The sequence below is a fragment of the Streptomyces corchorusii genome (genome assembly GCF_001514055.1).
GTDB classification, from domain to species: Bacteria; Actinomycetota; Actinomycetes; order Streptomycetales; family Streptomycetaceae; genus Streptomyces; species Streptomyces olivaceoviridis.
Map to the genome: position 1 here is coordinate 47,228 of NZ_KQ948360.1, position 16,729 is coordinate 63,956.

Consider the following 16,729-nt stretch of genomic DNA (forward strand, 5'->3'; position numbering starts at 1 on the left):
GGGGCGCTCCTTGTGAGGGGCGGCGCCGCCGAGGGCTACGCTTCCCGCATGGCGAAGAAGCTCGTGATCAAGGTGACGGCCGGGGCGGACGCTCCCGAGCGGTGCTCGCAGGCGTTCACGGTGGCCGCGGTGGCCGTGGCCAGCGGGGTCGAGGTCTCGCTGTGGCTGACCGGGGAGTCGTCCTGGTTCGCGCTGCCGGGCCGGGCGGCCGAGTTCGAGCTGCCGCACGCCGCGCCGCTGCCCGATCTGCTGGAGTCGGTCCTCGCCGCCGGACGCGTCACGCTGTGCACGCAGTGCGCCGCCCGCCGGGAGATCACGGAGAAGGACGTCATCGAGGGCGTGCGGATCGCGGGCGCGCAGGTCTTCGTGCAGGAGGCACTGGCGGACGGGACGCAGGCGCTCGTCTACTGAGCCCGCCACCGGCGGCCGGCCGCGACCGCGCCGGCGTCTTTACGGGCGCGGGCGCTTCTTGCCGTCCAGCTCGTCCCACCACTCGTCGGACTGCGGGTCGCCGGAGGGGTCGTCCCACCAGCGGTCCTCCGGGCCCCGGCGGTTGGCGATCATCGCGGCGACCGGCGGGATGACCATGGCCACCACGCACATGCCGACGGCCGCCGGCACCGACCAGATGCGAATGACCCCCCAGGCCAGGACGAAGAGGCCGATGCAGGTCCCCATCATGGCGAAGTAGATGTGCCGACGCCGGGCGTACATACGTCCACTGTAGGTCCGGCGCGGCCTGTCACAACTGATCCACAAATTCGCGGTGGCCGGGCCCGGCGGGGGTACCGTGGCGTGTCCGTACCGGATTCACGAAACACCGTCGCCGACCCGGGGGAACCACCACATGCGCGCCCTGCGAATACTCCTGATCATCGTCGTGATCCTGGGCGGGCTCTTCGTGATCGTGGACCGGGTCGCCGTGCACTTCGCCGAGGGCGAGGCCGCGGACAAGCTGAAGGCGACCGAGAACCTGTCCTCGACCCCGAGCGTGGACATCAAGGGCTTCCCGTTCCTCACGCAGGTCGCGGGCGGCTCGCTCGACGACGTCGAGGTCGGCATCAAGGAGTACGAGGCGGCCACCGGCAAGCCCGGCCAGACCATCCGGATCGACGACCTGAAGGCCGACATGAAGGGCGTCGAGTTCTCCGGCGACTACAGCTCGGCCACCGCGTCCACCGCGACCGGCACGGCGTCCATCTCCTACGCCGAGCTGCTGAAGACGGCCAAGTCCGAGCCGACCGAGGTGGCCCCGGGCGTGATGGCCCGGGTCGTCGGCCTCTCCGACGGCGGCAACGGGAAGATCAAGGTCGCGGTGGAGGGGACCGTCTCGTCCCTCGGGATCAAGCAGACGGTGTCCGTGCTGAGCTCGGTGGCCGTGGTGAACAACAAGGTCGAGGTGCACGCGGACTCCCTGCCGCAGCTGGGCGCCGCCGCGGTCGCCGAGGACCGCATCCGCCGGATCACCGACTTCCAGCAGGTCATCGACCAGCTTCCCGGCGGCATCAAGCTGGACAAGGTGGAGGCCGCGCCGAAGGGCGTGCAGGTCAGCGTGAAGGGTTCGGACGTCAAGCTGGCGGGGTAGGGGACGGACGCCGACAAGAACGCGCGCCGATGGGCCTGAACACGGGTTCTGTCCGACTGGCGAGACGGTCCCGTCCGTAGCGCAGATGCGATGCACCGGCACGAGCGCCCGACGGCTCCCGAGCGCCTTGCCTGTTCCGCCATCCGGACGATCCCATCTCGCCATGTGACACACCGGTGACACGCCCGCCCGGACGTCCCTACGATCGAACCCATGAAGCGACAGGCGGATCTCACGAAGCGGCGGGCAGTGGACCTGTGCCGCGTTGCCGCCATGCTCTGTCGCCCCTTCTGAGCGGAAGCCCCGGCTCCCGCGTCTCACCCGCCCTGCTGCCAGGGCATCCGTGCGCCGCTCCGCACCGAGCGCGCCCCCTCTCTACTCGCACGCCCCGCCGCGACTGCCCCGGAGGAGAAAGAGCATGAGCCGCAGCGACGTCCTGGTCGACGCCGACTGGCTCCAGGAGCACCTGGACGACCCGACCATCGCGATCGTCGAGGTGGACGAGGACACGTCCGCCTACGACAAGAACCACATCAAGAACGCGATCCGCATCGACTGGACCAAGGACCTCCAGGACCCGGTCCGCCGTGACTTCATCGACCAGCAGGGCTTCGAGAAGCTCCTGTCGGAGAAGGGCATCGCTAACGACCACACGGTCGTCCTCTACGGCGGCAACAACAACTGGTTCGCGTCGTACGCCTACTGGTACTTCAAGCTGTACGGCCACGAGAACGTCAAGCTCCTCGACGGCGGCCGCAAGAAGTGGGAGCTGGACGCCCGCGAGCTGGTCGCCGGCGACGAGGTCCCCGAGCGCCCGAAGACCGACTACACGGCCAAGGCGCAGGACACCTCGATCCGCGCCTTCCGCGACGACGTCGTGAAGGCGATCGGCGCGCAGAACCTCGTCGACGTCCGCTCGCCCGACGAGTTCTCCGGCAAGCTGCTCGCCCCGGCGCACCTGCCGCAGGAGCAGTCGCAGCGCCCGGGCCACGTGCCGACCGCGAAGAACATCCCGTGGTCGAAGAACGCCAACGACGACGGCACCTTCAAGTCGGACGAGGAGCTCAAGGAGCTCTACGCCGCCGAGGACGTGGACCTCGCCAAGGACACGATCGCCTACTGCCGCATCGGTGAGCGCTCGGCCCTGACCTGGTTCGTGCTGCACGAGCTGCTCGGCGTGGAGAACGTCAAGAACTACGACGGCTCCTGGACCGAGTACGGCTCCCTCGTCGGCGTGCCGATCGAGCTCGGCGCCAACAAGTAACCCCGACCGGCCTTCCGGTCAGACCGAGACCCCTCTGGAGAAATACATGTGTGGAGCGAAGGCCGGCGGCCCGGACGCCTCGACGGTCAAGCCCGGTGAGACCACGATCCAGGGCCAGGTGACCCGCGACGGCGAGCCGGTGGTCGGATACGTCCGACTGCTCGACTCGACCGGCGAGTTCACCGCGGAGGTGCCCACCTCCGCGACCGGCCAGTTCCGCTTCTACGCGGCCGAGGGCACGTGGACGCTGCGGGCGCTGGTGCCGGGCGCGACCGCCGACCGCACGGTCGTCGCCCAGAAGGGCGGACTGGCCGAGGTCGCCATCGCGGTCTGAGCGACCTTTCGCCCGTGCGCGGGTTCAGTGACGGCTGAGGGCCGCATCCCCTGGGTTGGACGCCAGAGGGGGGTGCGGCCCTTCGGCTGTGCACGGGACCGCGTCAGCGGCGCCGGACCGCCGCGCGCCCGATCGCCGCGAGCAGCGCGCCGACGCCGAGCGCGGCGAGGAAGCCGCTGACGGCCGCACCGTCGGGCACGCGGCGTCGGGGGCGGGGCGGGGAACCCGCGGCGGGAGCCGGGCCGGTGGCGTCCGGCGCATCACGCAGCCCGGAATGGAACGCGGGACGGAACGGCGGCAGCGCGTACGCCGGCGGGGTCACGGTCCGGTCCCGCGGGGCCGTCATGCGCGGTGCTCCGTCCGCTGGTGCTGGCGCAGCAGGACGTTCGCGTCGGTCTCGGCGCTGCGGTCGTACGCCGACCGCGCCGCCTCCCGCCGCTCCGCCAGCTCCAGACAGGCGGCACAGCCGGGCATGGGACGCGGGGGCCGGCTCGCCTCGTCCAGGGGCGGCGGCAGCGACGGAACGCCCCGGGCGCGCTGATTGACGGCCCGTACGCCCGCCCCGATCCGCTCCCGGTCCGTGGCCGGACGCACCCTCTCCGGATCGGCCCGCCACTCCACCCCACCACCGACGGGGCGCAGCATCACGTAGGGGCCGGCTCTGTCCCGGTACTCGCCGACCTTGTCGGTGGCGGGGTCGTAGAGAAGACGTCCGGGCTCGTGGGACTGCGACGTCGGTGTCATCGAGGCCAGCTCCTTTCCGAGAACACGTGTGCGCAGCGCGATGCAGCAACTACACTGCGTGTTCAAGTGATGTCCACGAGCATGGCGCACGCAAACGGCGTCCGGGCCGCTGAGCGGGTCACATTCAACGCTGTCCGGGGCGAGGGGCCCGCCCGTCAGATCTCCAGCAGCACCGTGAACGGTCCGTCGTTCGTCAGCGACACCCTCATCTGCGCGCCGAAGCGGCCCGTCGCCACCGTCGCGCCCAGGGCGCGGAGCTGGGCCACCACCTCGTCGACCAGGGGCTCGGCGACGTCGCCGGGGGCCGCCGCGTTCCAGGTGGGGCGGCGGCCCTTGCGGGCGTCGCCGTAGAGGGTGAACTGGCTGATCACCAGGAGCGGGGCGGCGATGTCGCTGCACGACTTCTCGTCGTGCAGCATCCGGATCGTCCACAGCTTGCGGGCGAGCTGCGCCGCCTTCTCCTTGGTGTCCTCATGGGTCACCCCGACGAGGACGCACAGCCCCTCGCTCTCGATCGCGCCCACCGTCTCGCCGTCCACGACGACGCTCGCGCCGTCCACCCTCTGCACCACCGCACGCATGCGGACCATCATGCCCGGTGTCCCGCACTAGCCCGCACGGGGTCCACTATGGATCTCTTACCGCCCATCTGGGGATGTTGGGGGGCACTCGGTCACATTGCGGCTGGTTGGGGTGGCACGATGCTTCCCACACGCCGGTCGAGGGGACGGTCACACGCAAGATGAGCACACCGAGTACCAGTGGGCGGCTGGGGACGCAGGGGACGTACCGGCCGCCCGCCCAGCGCGCCGACGGCAGCACGGGCCCGGCGCTGCCCGCCGAGCCTCCCGAGCCCGACCTGGCGCGGCTGAGCCTGCCCGAGCTGCGCACCCTGCGCCGCGACGCCCAGCGCGACGAGGCGGACCTCAGCTATGTGCGGCGGCTGCTCCAGGGGCGGATCGACATCCTGCGCGCGGAGTTGGGCCGGCGCGGCCGGGCGTCCGTGCCGGCGCCGGCGGACGGCTCCGTGGTCGACCGGCTCCCGGAGATCCTGAAGGACGCCCCGGCCCGGCAGCGCTCCTCGGCCCGCCACGTCACGCTCGGCACCCCGCACAACGAGGAGTACGGGCAGTTGGCCGCCGAGATGCTCGCCGAGGTCGAGCTGTCGGATCTGACGGCGCGTACGGACCTGGAACTGAGCGCCGGCCTGGGGCGGTTGGTCCGCTACGAGCAGGAGGTCTCGCGGCGCCGCCAGCGGTTGCAGCGTACGGCCGACGATTGCAGCGGGGAGATCGCCCGCCGGTACCGGGTGGGCGAGGCGCAGGTGGACGATCTGCTGATGTGACGAAAGGGCGCCGCCTCGTGCGAGGTCGGCGCCCTGTCTGCTGTGGTTCCCTTCGCGTACTGGTCGTCCGTAGCGTGCTGTTCAGTTGTGGCTGTGCGATGTCGGTATTCAGATGTCGCTGTTCAGTTGTGGCTGTGCGCTCCGGTGGCCGTCCCCTGTCCGGGCTCCCGGCTCCCCTCCGGAAGGGAACCCGAGCGGCCAACCACTGGGTAGTTCGACCAGGTCCAGCGAGTTGGTTGCCAACTTCACTGTACTTATGTCCGCTGGAATGCGTCTTATAACCAGCTACCGGGGAACTGCCGTAAGTTGGCGGGAAGTTGTAGTGTTTGTTCGTGGACCCGGAGCACGCCTCCTCCAGTGGGCGGTCGCGGCCCCAGCGGCACCGCTCGTCCCACCGCGAGATCGCCGACGAACTCCGCAGCCGGATCAGGTCCGGTGTGCTGCGGCCGGGCGAGCGCATGCCCACGCAGGCCAAGCTGGCCGACGAGTTCGGGGTCGAACGCGGCGCGGTGCGGCAGGCCCTGCGCATCCTTCAGTCGGAGCATCTGCTCACCGGCGTTTCCAAGGGCAGCCCGGCCACCGTGGCGGCGGTCCCGGGGCCGGCGCGCCCTCCGGCGGGCCCCGCCGCGCCGCCGCAGCCCACCATGGTCGGCCTCGCCCCGCGCGTCGCCGCCGCCTTCGCCGCCCCGCACGTGCGCATCGACGCCCTCTGTCTGACCTCGGTCTCGCTCACCCTGGCGATCGGCGAGCCGCTGCGGCAGATCCACGCGGGACGGCTGAAACCGGCCAAGATCGACGTGCGGCTGCTGCTGCCCAGCCGCGACATCGACCTGGCCTTCCCGACACCGGTGGACGCCGACGACGGCGGTCTGCTGCACCGGCGCTGGCTGGCCCAGCGCAACGCCCAGGGCCTGGTGCTGCGGCAGAACCTGCTGGCGCTGTGCACCACGCACGGCGTCGACGTGCGGGTCTCCTTCCGGGCGCTGCCGTTCACCCCGCCGGTGAAGCTCTACCTGCTGGGCGACTCCGAGGCGCTGTTCGCGTACTACACGCTGGGGCGCCGGGAGCGGGAGATCGAGGACGAGCACGTGGAGCTGTACGACGCCGACGGCACCCGGTCCATGCTGTTCGCCTTCGAGCGGTGGGCCGGGCAGCGGGACGCGGCGTTCGTGGAGCAGTCGCGCCTGTGGTTCGAGGCGCTGTGGGAGACGATCAGTTCGGACCTGGTGCTGACGCCGTAGGCCGGCCCGGCGTGCCGGCGCCCCGGGCCGGTGCGGTCGGCGTCACAGCGCGGGGCCGGCCAGCAGGACCGCCAGCAGGACCGCGCCGGCCGAGCTGACGGCCGGGCTCTTGGCCTTGACGCCGACGGTGAGCAGGAGCAGGCCGACGAGGCCGGCGGCGCCGAACCGCCACTGGACGAGCTGCTCGAAGCCGACGACGAAGAGGGCGGAGAGGAGCGCGAGGACAGGCATGGACGTTCCCCCTTTCGGTCTGCCAACTCGACCAAGTTGGCAGCCAACTTTGATTAAGTTGTCCCCACTTGGTCCCTATCCGCAAACAACTTTTCAACAACTCCCCGTAGACGGTTCAGGGTTGTAGCGTTTGGTCGTGACCCAGGAGAACGTGGCAGTGAAGGGCAGCGGACGGCACACGCCCCAGCAGATCGCCGACACCCTGCGCGAACGCATCCGGGCCGGCGTCCTGCGCGTCGGCGAGCGGCTGCCCACCCAGGCCGATCTGGCCGAGGAGTTCGGCGTGGAGCGCGGCACCGTACGCCAGGCCCTGCGCGTGCTCCACGAGGACGGCCTGCTCAGCAACGTCAGCAAGGGCAGCCCGCCCCGGGTCGCCGAACCGGGCCCCGCGCGCGAGGAGCCGCAGCCGACCATGGTGGCCCTCGCGCCCCGGCTGACCGATGCCTTCGCCGCGCCGCACGTGCGCATCGACGCCGTCTGCCTGACCGCGCAGAGCCTGATCCCCGCGCTCGGCGAGCCGCTGCGCCTGATCCACGACGGCCGGCTGCGACCGGAGCGGATCGACGTCCGCATCCTGCTGCCGTCCCGGGACATCAACCTCGCCTTCCCGGTCTCGGTCGACGCCGGCAGCGACGAGGACGCCGTCCACCAGCGGTGGCTGGCGATGCGCAACGCCCAGGGGCAGGTGCTCCAGTACAACCTCCAGGCGCTGCGGGGCACCCACGACATCGACGTCCACGTCGCCTTCCGGGCGCTGCCGTTCACCCCGCCGGCGAAGTTGTACCTGCTCAACGGCGCGGAGGCGCTGTACGCGTACTACATGGTCACCCGCCGCGCGGAGCCCACCGAGAGCGGGACGCTGGAGATGTACGACACCCTCGGCTCCGAATCCCTGCTCTTCTCCTTCGAGAAGCGGACCGGGCGCCGGGACGCCGCGTTCGTGGAACAGTCCCAGAAGTGGTTCGACGCCCTCTGGGAAACCATCACCACGGACCTGACACTCTCCTAGTGACCACAGAGACAACGACTGACACGACGACCGGTACAGCGGCCGGAACGGCGGCACAGCTACGAGAACTGCTGCGCCGCGCCCGGGTGGTTCTCTGGGACTTCGACGGGCCCGTCTGCCGCCTGTTCGCCGGGCACAAGGCGGAGCGGGTGGCGGCCGGACTGGTGGAGTGGCTGGCCGGGCGCGGGCTGCACGGCCTGCTCGACGACACCGAGCGCGAGGCGGTGGACCCGCACGGGGTGCTGCGCGCCGTGGACCGCCGCCACCCCGGCAGCGACCTCGTCGCCGAACTGGAGGAGCGCCTCACCAAGGAGGAACTGCGGGCCGCCGCCTCCGCGCTGCCCACCGCCTACGCCGACCCGCTGATCCGCACCTGGACCGCGGTCGGCACCCGCCTGGCCATCACCACGAACAACTCCCCCCGGGTGGTCCGCTCCTACCTCGACACCCGGGGCCTCACCGCCTGCTTCAGCCCCCACATCTACGGCCGCACCACCGACCTGCACCTCCTCAAGCCCGACCCGCACTGTCTCAACCGGGCCCTGAGCGCGATGGGCGCCGCACCCTCGGCCGCCCTGATGATCGGTGACTCCCCCTCCGACCTGACCGCCGCGCGCGACGCCGGCGTGCCGTTCCTCGGCTACGCGCGCAACGAACAGAAGGGGAAGCTGCTGCGGGAGGCCGGAGCCGAGTGCGTCGTCGGGTCGCTGGAGCCCCTGCTGCTGGCGCTGCGCCGCCGGTGACCGTGGTCCGAGCCGGGCCACCAGCCCGGCCGCCCGCCGACGCCGTGCCCATGCGATAGCATCCGCGCACGCAGGCTGAGCGACCGTTCGGATCCCTGCGCGAGGGATGGCGAACGAGCCGGCCTCGGACGACCCCGCACAGGCGAGTGGCGGACCACCGTTGGGCTACTCGGCCGGGCGCCCGGTCGTGCCGGCTGTCACGCGGACTTAACCTTTCCCCAGCCTTCCCCATCTCGTGTTCTCGCGCGATCGACCCCCGGAGCGGCCAGTGGGCGCACCTCCCGTCCCCCTCGACACGACCGGGGGCCGCGCCGACGGAGCCCGGAGCCGGGCCGTACTCCAGGCGTTCCTGGAGTACGCAGCCGCCGAGGGGACGGCCAGCGGCGGGTTCCACCACCAGAACTACGTGGTCCCGCTGACCGAGCCGGTGGCCCGGCTGCTCGGCCGGGAGCCGGGCGTCCCCGTGACCGTGCGGGTGCGGCGGGCGGGCGCGTTGCCGGTGGTGATCCGCACCTGGCAGAACGAGTCGGCGATCCTGCGGGCCGTCAACCGCCTGCTGCCCAACGTGCCCGAGTGCCTGGCCGAGGGCGACGGCTTCGCCATCCACAGCCATGTGGACGGCGTACCGCTGTCCAGCGTGTGCGGTGACGGCAAGCCGGTCGACGGCCTGTTGACGAAAGCGCTGGCGGGCCTGCTCGCCGAGACGGCCCAGGTGCGCAGCAGCGCCGCGCTGCCGCCCCTGCCGTCGCTGTGGCCGCGCAACTACACCGACAGCCAGGGTTTCCTCCAGGCCCTCGCCCGCATGGCCGACCTCCAGATCCGGCGGCCCAACTGGACGGCGTTCGGCGGTCTGTTCGCCGCCCTGGGCGTCCCGGAGGACGCGCTGGTGCGGCTGGCCGAACGCGTCCCGGCCATGGCACGCCGGCCGTACAGCCTGCTCCACACCGATCTGCACCGCGACAACGTGATCATGTCGTACGGCGGCGACCCGCCCCTGATCTGTGTCGACTGGGAGCTGGCGAGCTACGGCGACCCGCTGTACGACCTCGCCACCCACCTGGTGCGGATGCGCTACCCGGACCACCAGGAGATGGAGGTCGTGGACGCCTGGGCGTGCGCCGTGCAGGCGGTGCGCCCCGCCGCCGTCAACGGGGTGGCCAGGGACCTGCCCCATTACCTCGCCTTCGAGCGGGCCCAGTCGGTGTACCCCGATGTGATGAGGGCGGCGCGGTCCTTGCAGGACTCCTTCGACCAGAAGAGCCTGGACGAGGCGACGGCCCGCGTGCACCGCGCCCTGGAGCTCGCCGCCGAGCCGCTGCGGCTGGGGCAGGTGCCCGGGGAGCGGGAGATCGAGGGCATCCTCCACCGCTGGCGGGCCGCGACGAGCGACGCGGTGTGGCGCGGCGGCGCCGGCCGCGGCGGCCGGGTCACCCGGGCCATCGACTGGAAGCCGGACGGGCGCGTCTCGGAGCACCCCGACTTCCCCCACCCGGCCGTCGGGGACGCCCTGCTCCTGGAGGGCGCGGCCCCGGCCGAGCGGATGTTCAAGGGCACGGCGCACCTCAACACGGTGGTGTGGGTTCCCGGCACCGCCTTCCCCGTCGTCGTGCGGCGCGAGGTGGCGGACGCCCGCCGGCTCGAAAGCAGCTTCCTCAGCGAGCACGCCGTGCTGCGGGCGATCGAGCAGTCCCGGGCGGCGGTGGCCGCGCCCAGGATCCTGGCGCTCGGGGAGAGCCGCTCCGGCAACCGGGCGTACTCCGGGGACCGCTTCGCGATCCACACCTACGAGGGTCCGCGCGACCCCGGCCGCCGGCCCGCCCACCCGGTGCACGGGCTGCTTCCGCAGGAGGCGGACGGCCTCGTGGACCAGCTCGCCGCGCTCACCGAGGTCGACCACGCCCAGCTCGACCCGGTCGCCGTCGGCCTGGACTTCTACGACTGGCTCAGCGACCAGCTCGTCCTGCTCGTCGCCGGTCTGCCCCCGGAGTCGCGGCAACTGGCCCGCTTCCTCGGGCTGCCCGGCGCGCCCCGGCTGCGCGAGATCCTCGGCCGGCACCGGCTCACCCGCCGCACCCCGGCCCTGCTGCACGGCGACCTCAACCCCTGGAACCTGGTGCGCCGGGACGACAACCTGGCGCTGACCCTGATCGACTGGGAGATGGCGCTGGTCGGGGACCCGCTCTACGACCTGGTCCGGCACATGCACCTCACCCCCACCCGGCCGGAGATCCGGGACCGCATGTTCCGCCGCTGGGAGCGCCGCCTGCCGCGGGAGTGCACCCGCAACTGGCGTCAGGACTGGCGGGTGTACCGGTGGATCGAGACCGTCCGCTCGGCGTACGTCGACCTCGACCGGCTGGTCACCGGAGCGAGCCGGGAGGCGCCCAACGTCCGCCGGGCGCTGGACTCGTACGCGATGACCCTGGCGGCGGCCACCGCGTCGCTGGGTCTGACCATCCCGCCCCGGTCGAATCCCCACCTGACCCGCGCGCTGGGCCTGCGGACCGGTCCGGACGGCCCTGCGTAGGCTCGCCCCATGGGTGAGATGGGCCTGCGCGAGCGCAAGAAGCAGCGGATGTACCAGGACGTGTCGGACATCGCCGTACGGCTGTTCCTGGAGCGGGGCTTCGACGCGGTGTCCGTGGCGGAGGTCGCCGCCGCGGCCGGGATCTCCAAGCCGACCCTCTTCAGGTACTTCCCGGCCAAGGAGGACCTGGTGCTGCACCGGATCGCGGACCACGAGACGGAGGCCGCGCGGGTGGTCACCGGGGAGGCCGACCCGGTGGACGCGCTGCGCCGGCACTTCCTGGCCGGCCTGGAGCGGCGCGACCCGGTCACCGGGCTGAACGACCACCCCGGTGTGCTCGCCTTCCACCGGCTGCTCTACGGCACCCCGTCCCTGGTGGCGCGGGCGTACGCCCACCAGGAGCGGTCGGAGGCGGCGCTGGCCGAGGCGCTCGGGGGCGATCTGGCGGCCCGGCTGGCCGCCGCGCAGATCATCGCCGTACAGCGTGTCCTCGCCCTGGAGAACTGGCGGCGGATCGCGGCGGGGGAGCCGGTGGCGGAGGTGGCGCCGGACGCGGTGGCGGCGGCCGAGCGGGCGTTCCGGCGGCTGGCGCAGGGGCTCCCGGAGCTGCGGGGCCAGCGAATGTGACTCGGTTAAAAATGTAACTGGGTAACGTTTCGGCGGTACGCTGCCGCCATGACGTCACCCGACCCCGCCCTCAAGGACACCCTGCACACCGAGCGCGCCTACCACGACACCTGCCGTACGGCCCTCGCCGCGATGGTCGAGGGCGCCGACGAACAGGTCGTCACCTCCGAGGACGTCTCCGCCTCCGGGGCCGATGCCGAGGTCCTCGGCCGCCGGCTGCGCAGCCAGGCCAAGGCCCTGCGCGAACTCCCGCCGGGCCCGCTGTTCTTCGGCCGGCTCGACTTCGCCGACGGCGACCCGGGACACGGCGGGCAGAGCTACCACGTCGGCCGGGTCCGCGTCACCGAGGACCCGGCCGCACCGCCGCTCGTGGTCGACTGGCGGGCCCCCGTCTCCCGCGCCTTCTACCAGGCGAGCGCCCGCGAACCGCAGGGCGTGGCGGTCCGGCGCCGGTTCGGCTGGGCGCCCGGCAGCCGCGGCGACTCCGCCGACCTCACCGGCCTGGAGGACGAGCACCTGGGCCGGGGCGAGTCCAGGACCAGCGACATCGCGGCCCGCGAGATCGAGCGGCCCCGCGTCGGCCCCATGCGGGACATCGCCGCGACCATCCAGCCCGAGCAGGACGACCTCGTCCGCGCCGCCCTCACCGACTCCGTGTGCGTGCAGGGCGCCCCCGGCACCGGCAAGACCGCCGTCGGCCTGCACCGCGCCGCGTACCTGCTCTACACCCACCCCAAGCGGCTTCAGCGCTCCGGCCTGCTGATCCTCGGCCCCAACCCCACCTTCCTCACCTACATCGCCGAGGTGCTGCCCTCCCTCGGCGAGACCGGCGTCAGACAGTCGACCCTGCTGGACGAGATCGCCCGCCACCCGGTCACCGGCACCGACCCGCTGAGGACCGCGGCGGTCAAGCACGACCCGCGCATGGCGGAGGTGCTGCGCCGGGCGCTGTACGCGCGCGTGAGCACCGACGGCGCCGGCGACCTCGTCGTGCCCGACGGCTCCTACCGCTGGCGCGTCCCCGCCGCCGAACTCGCCGACCTGGTCGCTCAGGTGCGCGCCGAGGAACCGCCGTACGCCGTCGGACGGGAGCGGGTGCGCACCCGGGTGGTACGGCGGCTGCGCGACCGGGCCGAACGGCGCTCCGGGGTGCTGCCCGCCTCCTGGGTGCGCCGCGTCGAGCGCTGCCGGCCGCTGACCGAACAGCTCGACGCCGTGTGGCCGAAGGTCCGGCCCGAGGAGGTCCTCGCCGGACTCCTCGCCGACGGCGAGGCGCTGGCCCGGGCGGCGGACGGCCTGCTGGACCCGGACGAGCGGGCGGCACTGCTGTGGTCACGCCCGCCGCGCTCGTACAAGTCGGCCCGCTGGTCGGCCGCCGACCTGGTCCTGCTCGACGAACTCGCCGGGCTCGTCGAACACCCCGAGGGCTACGGCCACCTCGTCGTGGACGAGGCGCAGGACCTGTCGCCGATGGAGTGCCGGGCCATCGCCCGCCGGGCCGCGTTCGGCTCCCTGACTGTCCTCGGCGACCTCGCCCAGGGCACCACCCCGTGGGCCGCCCGCGACTGGTCCGTCCCACTGCGCCACCTCGGCCGGCCGGACGCGGCCGTGGTGCCGCTGACCACCGGGTTCCGGGTGCCGGCGGCCGTGCTGGAGCCGGCCAACCGGCTGCTCGCCCGCCTCGACGTCGCCGTGCCCCCCGCCCACTCCCTGCGCACGGACGGGGAGCTGACCCTGCGGCCCACCGAGGACCTGCTCGGCACCACCGTGACCGCCGTGCGTGACGCCCTCGCCCGGGAGGGCTCGGTCGGCGTGATCACGGCCGACGCGGACACCGACCGGGTGCGGACGGCGCTCGACCGGGCCGGCCTCGACCCGGCCGGCCCCGACACGCCCGGCGCCCGGCTGACCGTCGTCCCCGCGAGCGTGGTCAAGGGCCTGGAGTACGACCACGTCGTCGCCGTGGAACCGGCGGCCGTGGCCGAGGCGGAGGAACGCGGCGCCCACCGGCTGTACGTAGTGCTCACCCGGGCGGTCTCCCGGCTGGACGTCGTACACAGCCGGCCGCTGCCGTTCTGACCGGGGGCGGGGCCCCTGGACGACCGGTGCCCGGGGGACGAACCTGGAGGGTGATGCTGCTCTTCCTCGACGTGGACGGTCCGCTCGTCCCCTTCGGCGCGGCGGACCGCGCCCACCCGCTGTACGACGGCCCGCCGGTGCCCGCCGGCCACCCGCTGCTGCCCCGCGTCGACCCCGCGCTGGGACCCCGGCTGACGGCGCTGGGCTGTGCGCTGGTGTGGGCCACGACGTGGGGGGACGACGCCAACGACTGCCTCGCGCCGTGGCTGGGCCTGCCGCCGCTGCCGGTCGTGCGGTGGCCGGACGAGGACGAGCGGCCGGCCCCCCTGCACTGGAAGACCCGGCCGCTGGCCCGCTGGGCGGCGGACCGGCCCTTCGTCTGGGTGGACGACGAGATCACCGGGGCCGACCGCGCCTGGCTCGCCGCCCATCACCCGGCCCCGGCCCTCCCGTACCGCGTCGACCACCGGTACGGCCTGACGGAGGCCGACTTCGCCGTGCTGGAGGAGTGGCTGCGAGCACACCGCAGGGGCGTGCTCACGCGCCCACGTACTCCGCCAAGTGCTCCCCGGTGACGGTGGAGCGGGCCGTGACCAGGTCCGCGGGGGTGCCCTCGAAGACGACACGGCCGCCGTCGTGGCCGGCGCCGGGGCCGAGGTCGATGATCCAGTCGGCGTGCGCCATGACCGCCTGGTGGTGCTCGATGACGATCACCGACTTGCCGGCGTCGACCAGCCGGTCGAGCAGGCCCAGCAACTGCTCCACGTCGGCGAGGTGCAGGCCGGTGGTCGGCTCGTCCAGGACGTAGACCCCGCCCTTCTCCGCCATGTGCGTGGCCAGCTTCAGCCGCTGCCGCTCGCCGCCGGAGAGGGTGGTGAGCGGCTGGCCGAGGGTGAGGTAGCCGAGACCGACGTCGGCCATGTTCCGCAGGATGCGGTGCGCGGCCGGGGTGCGGGCCTCGCCGCCGCCGAAGAACTCCTCGGCCTCGGTCACCGGCATCGCCAGCACCTCGCTGATGTCCCGCCCGCCCAGGTGGTACTCCAGCACCGAGGCGTCGAACCGCTTGCCCTCGCACTCCTCGCAGGTGGTGGCCACCCCGGCCATCATCGCCAGGTCGGTGTAGACGACCCCGGCGCCGTTGCAGGAGGGGCAGGCGCCCTCGGAGTTCGCGCTGAACAGCGCCGGCTTCACCCCGTTGGCCTTGGCGAACGCCTTGCGGATGGGCTCCAGCAGACCGGTGTACGTCGCCGGGTTGCTGCGCCGCGAGCCACGGATCGGCGCCTGGTCCACCGACACCACGCCCTCGCGGGCCGGGATCGACCCGTGCACGAGCGAGCTCTTGCCGGAACCGGCGACCCCGGTGATGACCGTGAGCACGCCGAGCGGGATGTCGACGTCCACATTGCGCAGGTTGTGGGTGGTGGCGCCGCGGATCTCCAGGGCCCCGGTCGGCTCGCGCACCGTCTTCTTCAGCGCCGCCCGGTCGTCCAGGTGCCGCCCGGTGAGCGTGCCGCTCGCCCGCAGCCCGGCGACGGTGCCCTCGAAGCAGACGGTGCCGCCCGCCGTACCGGCGCCGGGGCCGAGGTCCACCACGTGGTCGGCGATCGCGATCACCTCCGGCTTGTGCTCCACCACCAGCACCGTGTTGCCCTTGTCGCGCAGCCGCAGCAGCAGGTCGTTCATCCGCCGGATGTCATGCGGGTGCAGGCCGGTGGTCGGCTCGTCGAAGACGTACGTGACGTCGGTCAGCGAGGAGCCGAGGTGGCGGATCATCTTCGTCCGCTGGGCCTCGCCGCCCGAGAGCGTGCCGGCGGGCCGGTCGAGGGAGAGGTAGCCGAGGCCGATCTCCACGAACGAGTCCAGGGTCTCGCCCAGCGCGGTGAGCAGCGGCGCCACGGACGGCTCGGCCAGCCCGCGCACCCACGCGGCCAGGTCGCTGATCTGCATCGCGCAGGCGTCGGCGATGCTGATCCCCTTGATCTTCGAGGACCGGGCCGTCTCGCTGAGCCGGGTGCCGTCGCAGTCGGGGCAGGTGGTGAAGGTGACCGCCCGGTCCACGAACTCCCGGATGTGCGGCTGCATCGCCTCCCGGTCCTTGGCGAGCATCGACTTCTGGATGCGCGGCACGAGACCCTCGTAGGTCATGTTGATGCCGGCGATCTTCATCCGGACCGGCTCGCGGTACAGGAAGTCGTCGAGCTGCCGCCGGCTGAACGTGCGGATCGGCTTGTCCGGGTCGAAGAGGCCCGACTCGGTGTAGAGGCGGTAGTTCCAGCCGCCCGGCTTGTAGCCGGGGATGGTGAGCGCGCCCTCGCTGAGCGACTTGTCCTCGTCGTAGAGCTGGGACAGGTCGATGTCCGTCACCGTGCCCCGGCCCTCGCAGCGCGGGCACATGCCGCCGGTGATGCTGAACGAGCGGCGCTCCTTCACCGTCTTCCCGCCGCGCTCCACGGTGACCGCGCCCGCCCCGCTGATCGAGGCGACGTTGAAGGAGAACGCCTTCGGCGAGCCGATGTGCGGGGTGCCCAGCCGGCTGAACAGGATGCGCAGCATCGCGTGGGCGTCGGTCGCGGTGCCGACCGTGGAGCGCGGGTCGGCGCCCATCCGCTGCTGGTCGACGATGATCGCGGTGGTCAGCCCGTCGAGCACGTCGACCTCGGGCCGCGCCAGCGTGGGCATGAAGCCCTGGACGAACGCGCTGTACGTCTCGTTGATCAGGCGCTGCGACTCGGCGGCGATGGTGTCGAACACCAGCGAGCTCTTGCCCGAGCCGGAGACCCCGGTGAACACCGTGAGCCGGCGCTTGGGGATCTCGACGCTCACGTCCTTGAGGTTGTTCTCGCGTGCCCCGTGCACACGGATCAGGTCATGACTGTCGGCGGCGTGCCGTGCGGTGGCGTCGTCCATGCCGGCCACCGTAGCGGCGCCCCGGCGGCGGGCGCTTCTCCATTCCTGACGCCTTTCTCGTCCTGACGTCTTCCTCGACCCGTGACACGACAC

At 72.6% G+C, this 16,729-nt stretch carries 19 protein-coding genes; 13 read left to right on the forward strand and 6 right to left on the reverse strand.

Annotation, left to right across the window (positions count from 1 at the left end; genetic code table 11):
• The first annotated feature begins 48 nt into the window (after positions 1-48).
• Positions 49-411 (forward strand): DsrE family protein, encoded by a 363-nt coding sequence (locus tag AQJ11_RS25670; RefSeq protein ID WP_014673504.1) that lies wholly within the window; start codon positions 49-51, stop codon positions 409-411.
• A 39-nt stretch (positions 412-450) separates the two neighbouring features.
• Here the strand turns inward: AQJ11_RS25670 and AQJ11_RS25675 are convergent, their stop codons facing one another.
• Positions 451-714 (reverse strand): DUF3099 domain-containing protein, encoded by a 264-nt coding sequence (locus AQJ11_RS25675; protein WP_014673503.1) that lies wholly within the window; start codon positions 712-714, stop codon positions 451-453.
• Between the two features lie 133 nt (positions 715-847).
• Between AQJ11_RS25675 and AQJ11_RS25680 the strand changes: the two genes are divergently transcribed.
• From AQJ11_RS25680 to AQJ11_RS25690, 4 genes are all read left to right on the forward strand, one after another.
• Positions 848-1,585, forward strand: a complete 738-nt coding sequence (locus AQJ11_RS25680) for an LmeA family phospholipid-binding protein (RefSeq protein ID WP_014673502.1) — start codon at positions 848-850, stop codon at positions 1,583-1,585.
• Positions 1,586-1,798: 213 nt separating this feature from the next.
• On the forward strand, positions 1,799-1,879 hold the full coding sequence (locus AQJ11_RS52740) for an Ms5788A family Cys-rich leader peptide (protein WP_350751515.1): 81 nt from the start codon (positions 1,799-1,801) through the stop codon (positions 1,877-1,879).
• Between the two features lie 124 nt (positions 1,880-2,003).
• Complete coding sequence (locus AQJ11_RS25685; RefSeq protein WP_014673501.1) at positions 2,004-2,849, forward strand: sulfurtransferase; 846 nt, start codon at positions 2,004-2,006, stop codon at positions 2,847-2,849.
• A 46-nt stretch (positions 2,850-2,895) separates the two neighbouring features.
• On the forward strand, positions 2,896-3,183 hold the full coding sequence (locus tag AQJ11_RS25690; RefSeq protein ID WP_014673500.1) for a DUF1416 domain-containing protein: 288 nt from the start codon (positions 2,896-2,898) through the stop codon (positions 3,181-3,183).
• A gap of 103 nt (positions 3,184-3,286) precedes the next feature.
• Here AQJ11_RS25690 and AQJ11_RS25695 read toward each other — a convergent pair whose 3' ends face one another.
• The 3 genes from AQJ11_RS25695 to dtd form a co-directional block, all read right to left on the reverse strand.
• On the reverse strand, positions 3,287-3,529 hold the full coding sequence (locus tag AQJ11_RS25695) for a hypothetical protein (RefSeq protein ID WP_059264550.1): 243 nt from the start codon (positions 3,527-3,529) through the stop codon (positions 3,287-3,289).
• The gene (locus AQJ11_RS25700; RefSeq protein ID WP_059264551.1) at positions 3,526-3,927 is read right to left on the reverse strand and encodes a hypothetical protein; all 402 of its coding nucleotides are present in this window, start codon (positions 3,925-3,927) and stop codon (positions 3,526-3,528) included. The genes AQJ11_RS25695 and AQJ11_RS25700 overlap by 4 nt, the downstream gene beginning before the upstream one ends.
• Positions 3,928-4,082: 155 nt before the next feature.
• Complete coding sequence (dtd, locus tag AQJ11_RS25705; protein WP_107120878.1) at positions 4,083-4,508, reverse strand: D-aminoacyl-tRNA deacylase; 426 nt, start codon at positions 4,506-4,508, stop codon at positions 4,083-4,085.
• A 161-nt stretch (positions 4,509-4,669) separates the two neighbouring features.
• Between dtd and AQJ11_RS25710 the strand changes: the two genes are divergently transcribed.
• Positions 4,670-5,272 (forward strand): RsiG family protein, encoded by a 603-nt coding sequence (locus AQJ11_RS25710; RefSeq protein WP_058081010.1) that lies wholly within the window; start codon positions 4,670-4,672, stop codon positions 5,270-5,272.
• A 326-nt stretch (positions 5,273-5,598) separates the two neighbouring features.
• Entirely contained in the window at positions 5,599-6,513 is a 915-nt protein-coding gene (locus AQJ11_RS25715) for a winged helix-turn-helix domain-containing protein (protein WP_014673495.1), read from the forward strand.
• A gap of 42 nt (positions 6,514-6,555) precedes the next feature.
• Here the strand turns inward: AQJ11_RS25715 and AQJ11_RS25720 are convergent, their stop codons facing one another.
• Positions 6,556-6,744 (reverse strand): hypothetical protein, encoded by a 189-nt coding sequence (locus tag AQJ11_RS25720; protein ID WP_014673494.1) that lies wholly within the window; start codon positions 6,742-6,744, stop codon positions 6,556-6,558.
• Positions 6,745-6,874: 130 nt separating this feature from the next.
• Here AQJ11_RS25720 and AQJ11_RS25725 point away from each other — a divergent pair, with 130 nt between their 5' ends.
• From AQJ11_RS25725 to AQJ11_RS25750, 6 genes are all read left to right on the forward strand, one after another.
• Positions 6,875-7,753 (forward strand): GntR family transcriptional regulator, encoded by an 879-nt coding sequence (locus tag AQJ11_RS25725; protein ID WP_208616609.1) that lies wholly within the window; start codon positions 6,875-6,877, stop codon positions 7,751-7,753.
• Positions 7,753-8,496, forward strand: a complete 744-nt coding sequence (locus AQJ11_RS25730; RefSeq protein WP_237280870.1) for an HAD family hydrolase — start codon at positions 7,753-7,755, stop codon at positions 8,494-8,496. The genes AQJ11_RS25725 and AQJ11_RS25730 overlap by 1 nt, the downstream gene beginning before the upstream one ends.
• Before the next feature lie 268 nt (positions 8,497-8,764).
• On the forward strand, positions 8,765-11,023 hold the full coding sequence (locus AQJ11_RS25735; protein WP_059264554.1) for an aminoglycoside phosphotransferase family protein: 2,259 nt from the start codon (positions 8,765-8,767) through the stop codon (positions 11,021-11,023).
• Positions 11,024-11,032: 9 nt separating this feature from the next.
• Complete coding sequence (locus AQJ11_RS25740; RefSeq protein ID WP_059264555.1) at positions 11,033-11,650, forward strand: TetR family transcriptional regulator; 618 nt, start codon at positions 11,033-11,035, stop codon at positions 11,648-11,650.
• 48 nt (positions 11,651-11,698) lie between these two features.
• Complete coding sequence (locus AQJ11_RS25745) at positions 11,699-13,729, forward strand: HelD family protein (protein ID WP_059264556.1); 2,031 nt, start codon at positions 11,699-11,701, stop codon at positions 13,727-13,729.
• A 53-nt stretch (positions 13,730-13,782) separates the two neighbouring features.
• Positions 13,783-14,304: an HAD domain-containing protein gene (locus AQJ11_RS25750; RefSeq protein ID WP_059264557.1), complete on the forward strand. Its 522-nt coding sequence runs from the start codon at positions 13,783-13,785 to the stop codon at positions 14,302-14,304.
• Here the strand turns inward: AQJ11_RS25750 and AQJ11_RS25755 are convergent.
• Positions 14,267-16,636 (reverse strand): ATP-binding cassette domain-containing protein, encoded by a 2,370-nt coding sequence (locus AQJ11_RS25755; RefSeq protein WP_059264755.1) that lies wholly within the window; start codon positions 16,634-16,636, stop codon positions 14,267-14,269. The two genes, AQJ11_RS25750 and AQJ11_RS25755, sit on opposite strands and share 38 nt — an antisense overlap.
• Positions 16,637-16,729 lie beyond the last annotated feature (93 nt).

What these genes read in the sequence shown, in the direction of transcription:
- AQJ11_RS25670 (WP_014673504.1), top strand. Translation starts at nt 49, where the DNA reads ATGGCGAAGAAGCTCGTGATCAAGGTGACGGCCGGGGCGGACGCTCCC.
- AQJ11_RS25675 (WP_014673503.1), bottom strand. Translation starts at nt 714, where the DNA reads ATGTACGCCCGGCGTCGGCACATCTACTTCGCCATGATGGGGACCTGC.
- AQJ11_RS25680 (WP_014673502.1), top strand. Translation starts at nt 848, where the DNA reads ATGCGCGCCCTGCGAATACTCCTGATCATCGTCGTGATCCTGGGCGGG.
- AQJ11_RS52740 (WP_350751515.1), top strand. Translation starts at nt 1,799, where the DNA reads ATGAAGCGACAGGCGGATCTCACGAAGCGGCGGGCAGTGGACCTGTGC.
- AQJ11_RS25685 (WP_014673501.1), top strand. Translation starts at nt 2,004, where the DNA reads ATGAGCCGCAGCGACGTCCTGGTCGACGCCGACTGGCTCCAGGAGCAC.
- AQJ11_RS25690 (WP_014673500.1), top strand. Translation starts at nt 2,896, where the DNA reads ATGTGTGGAGCGAAGGCCGGCGGCCCGGACGCCTCGACGGTCAAGCCC.
- AQJ11_RS25695 (WP_059264550.1), bottom strand. Translation starts at nt 3,529, where the DNA reads ATGACGGCCCCGCGGGACCGGACCGTGACCCCGCCGGCGTACGCGCTG.
- AQJ11_RS25700 (WP_059264551.1), bottom strand. Translation starts at nt 3,927, where the DNA reads ATGACACCGACGTCGCAGTCCCACGAGCCCGGACGTCTTCTCTACGAC.
- dtd (WP_107120878.1), bottom strand. Translation starts at nt 4,508, where the DNA reads ATGCGTGCGGTGGTGCAGAGGGTGGACGGCGCGAGCGTCGTCGTGGAC.
- AQJ11_RS25710 (WP_058081010.1), top strand. Translation starts at nt 4,670, where the DNA reads ATGAGCACACCGAGTACCAGTGGGCGGCTGGGGACGCAGGGGACGTAC.
- AQJ11_RS25720 (WP_014673494.1), bottom strand. Translation starts at nt 6,744, where the DNA reads ATGCCTGTCCTCGCGCTCCTCTCCGCCCTCTTCGTCGTCGGCTTCGAG.
- AQJ11_RS25740 (WP_059264555.1), top strand. Translation starts at nt 11,033, where the DNA reads ATGGGTGAGATGGGCCTGCGCGAGCGCAAGAAGCAGCGGATGTACCAG.
- AQJ11_RS25745 (WP_059264556.1), top strand. Translation starts at nt 11,699, where the DNA reads ATGACGTCACCCGACCCCGCCCTCAAGGACACCCTGCACACCGAGCGC.
- AQJ11_RS25750 (WP_059264557.1), top strand. Translation starts at nt 13,783, where the DNA reads ATGCTGCTCTTCCTCGACGTGGACGGTCCGCTCGTCCCCTTCGGCGCG.
- AQJ11_RS25755 (WP_059264755.1), bottom strand. Translation starts at nt 16,636, where the DNA reads ATGGACGACGCCACCGCACGGCACGCCGCCGACAGTCATGACCTGATC.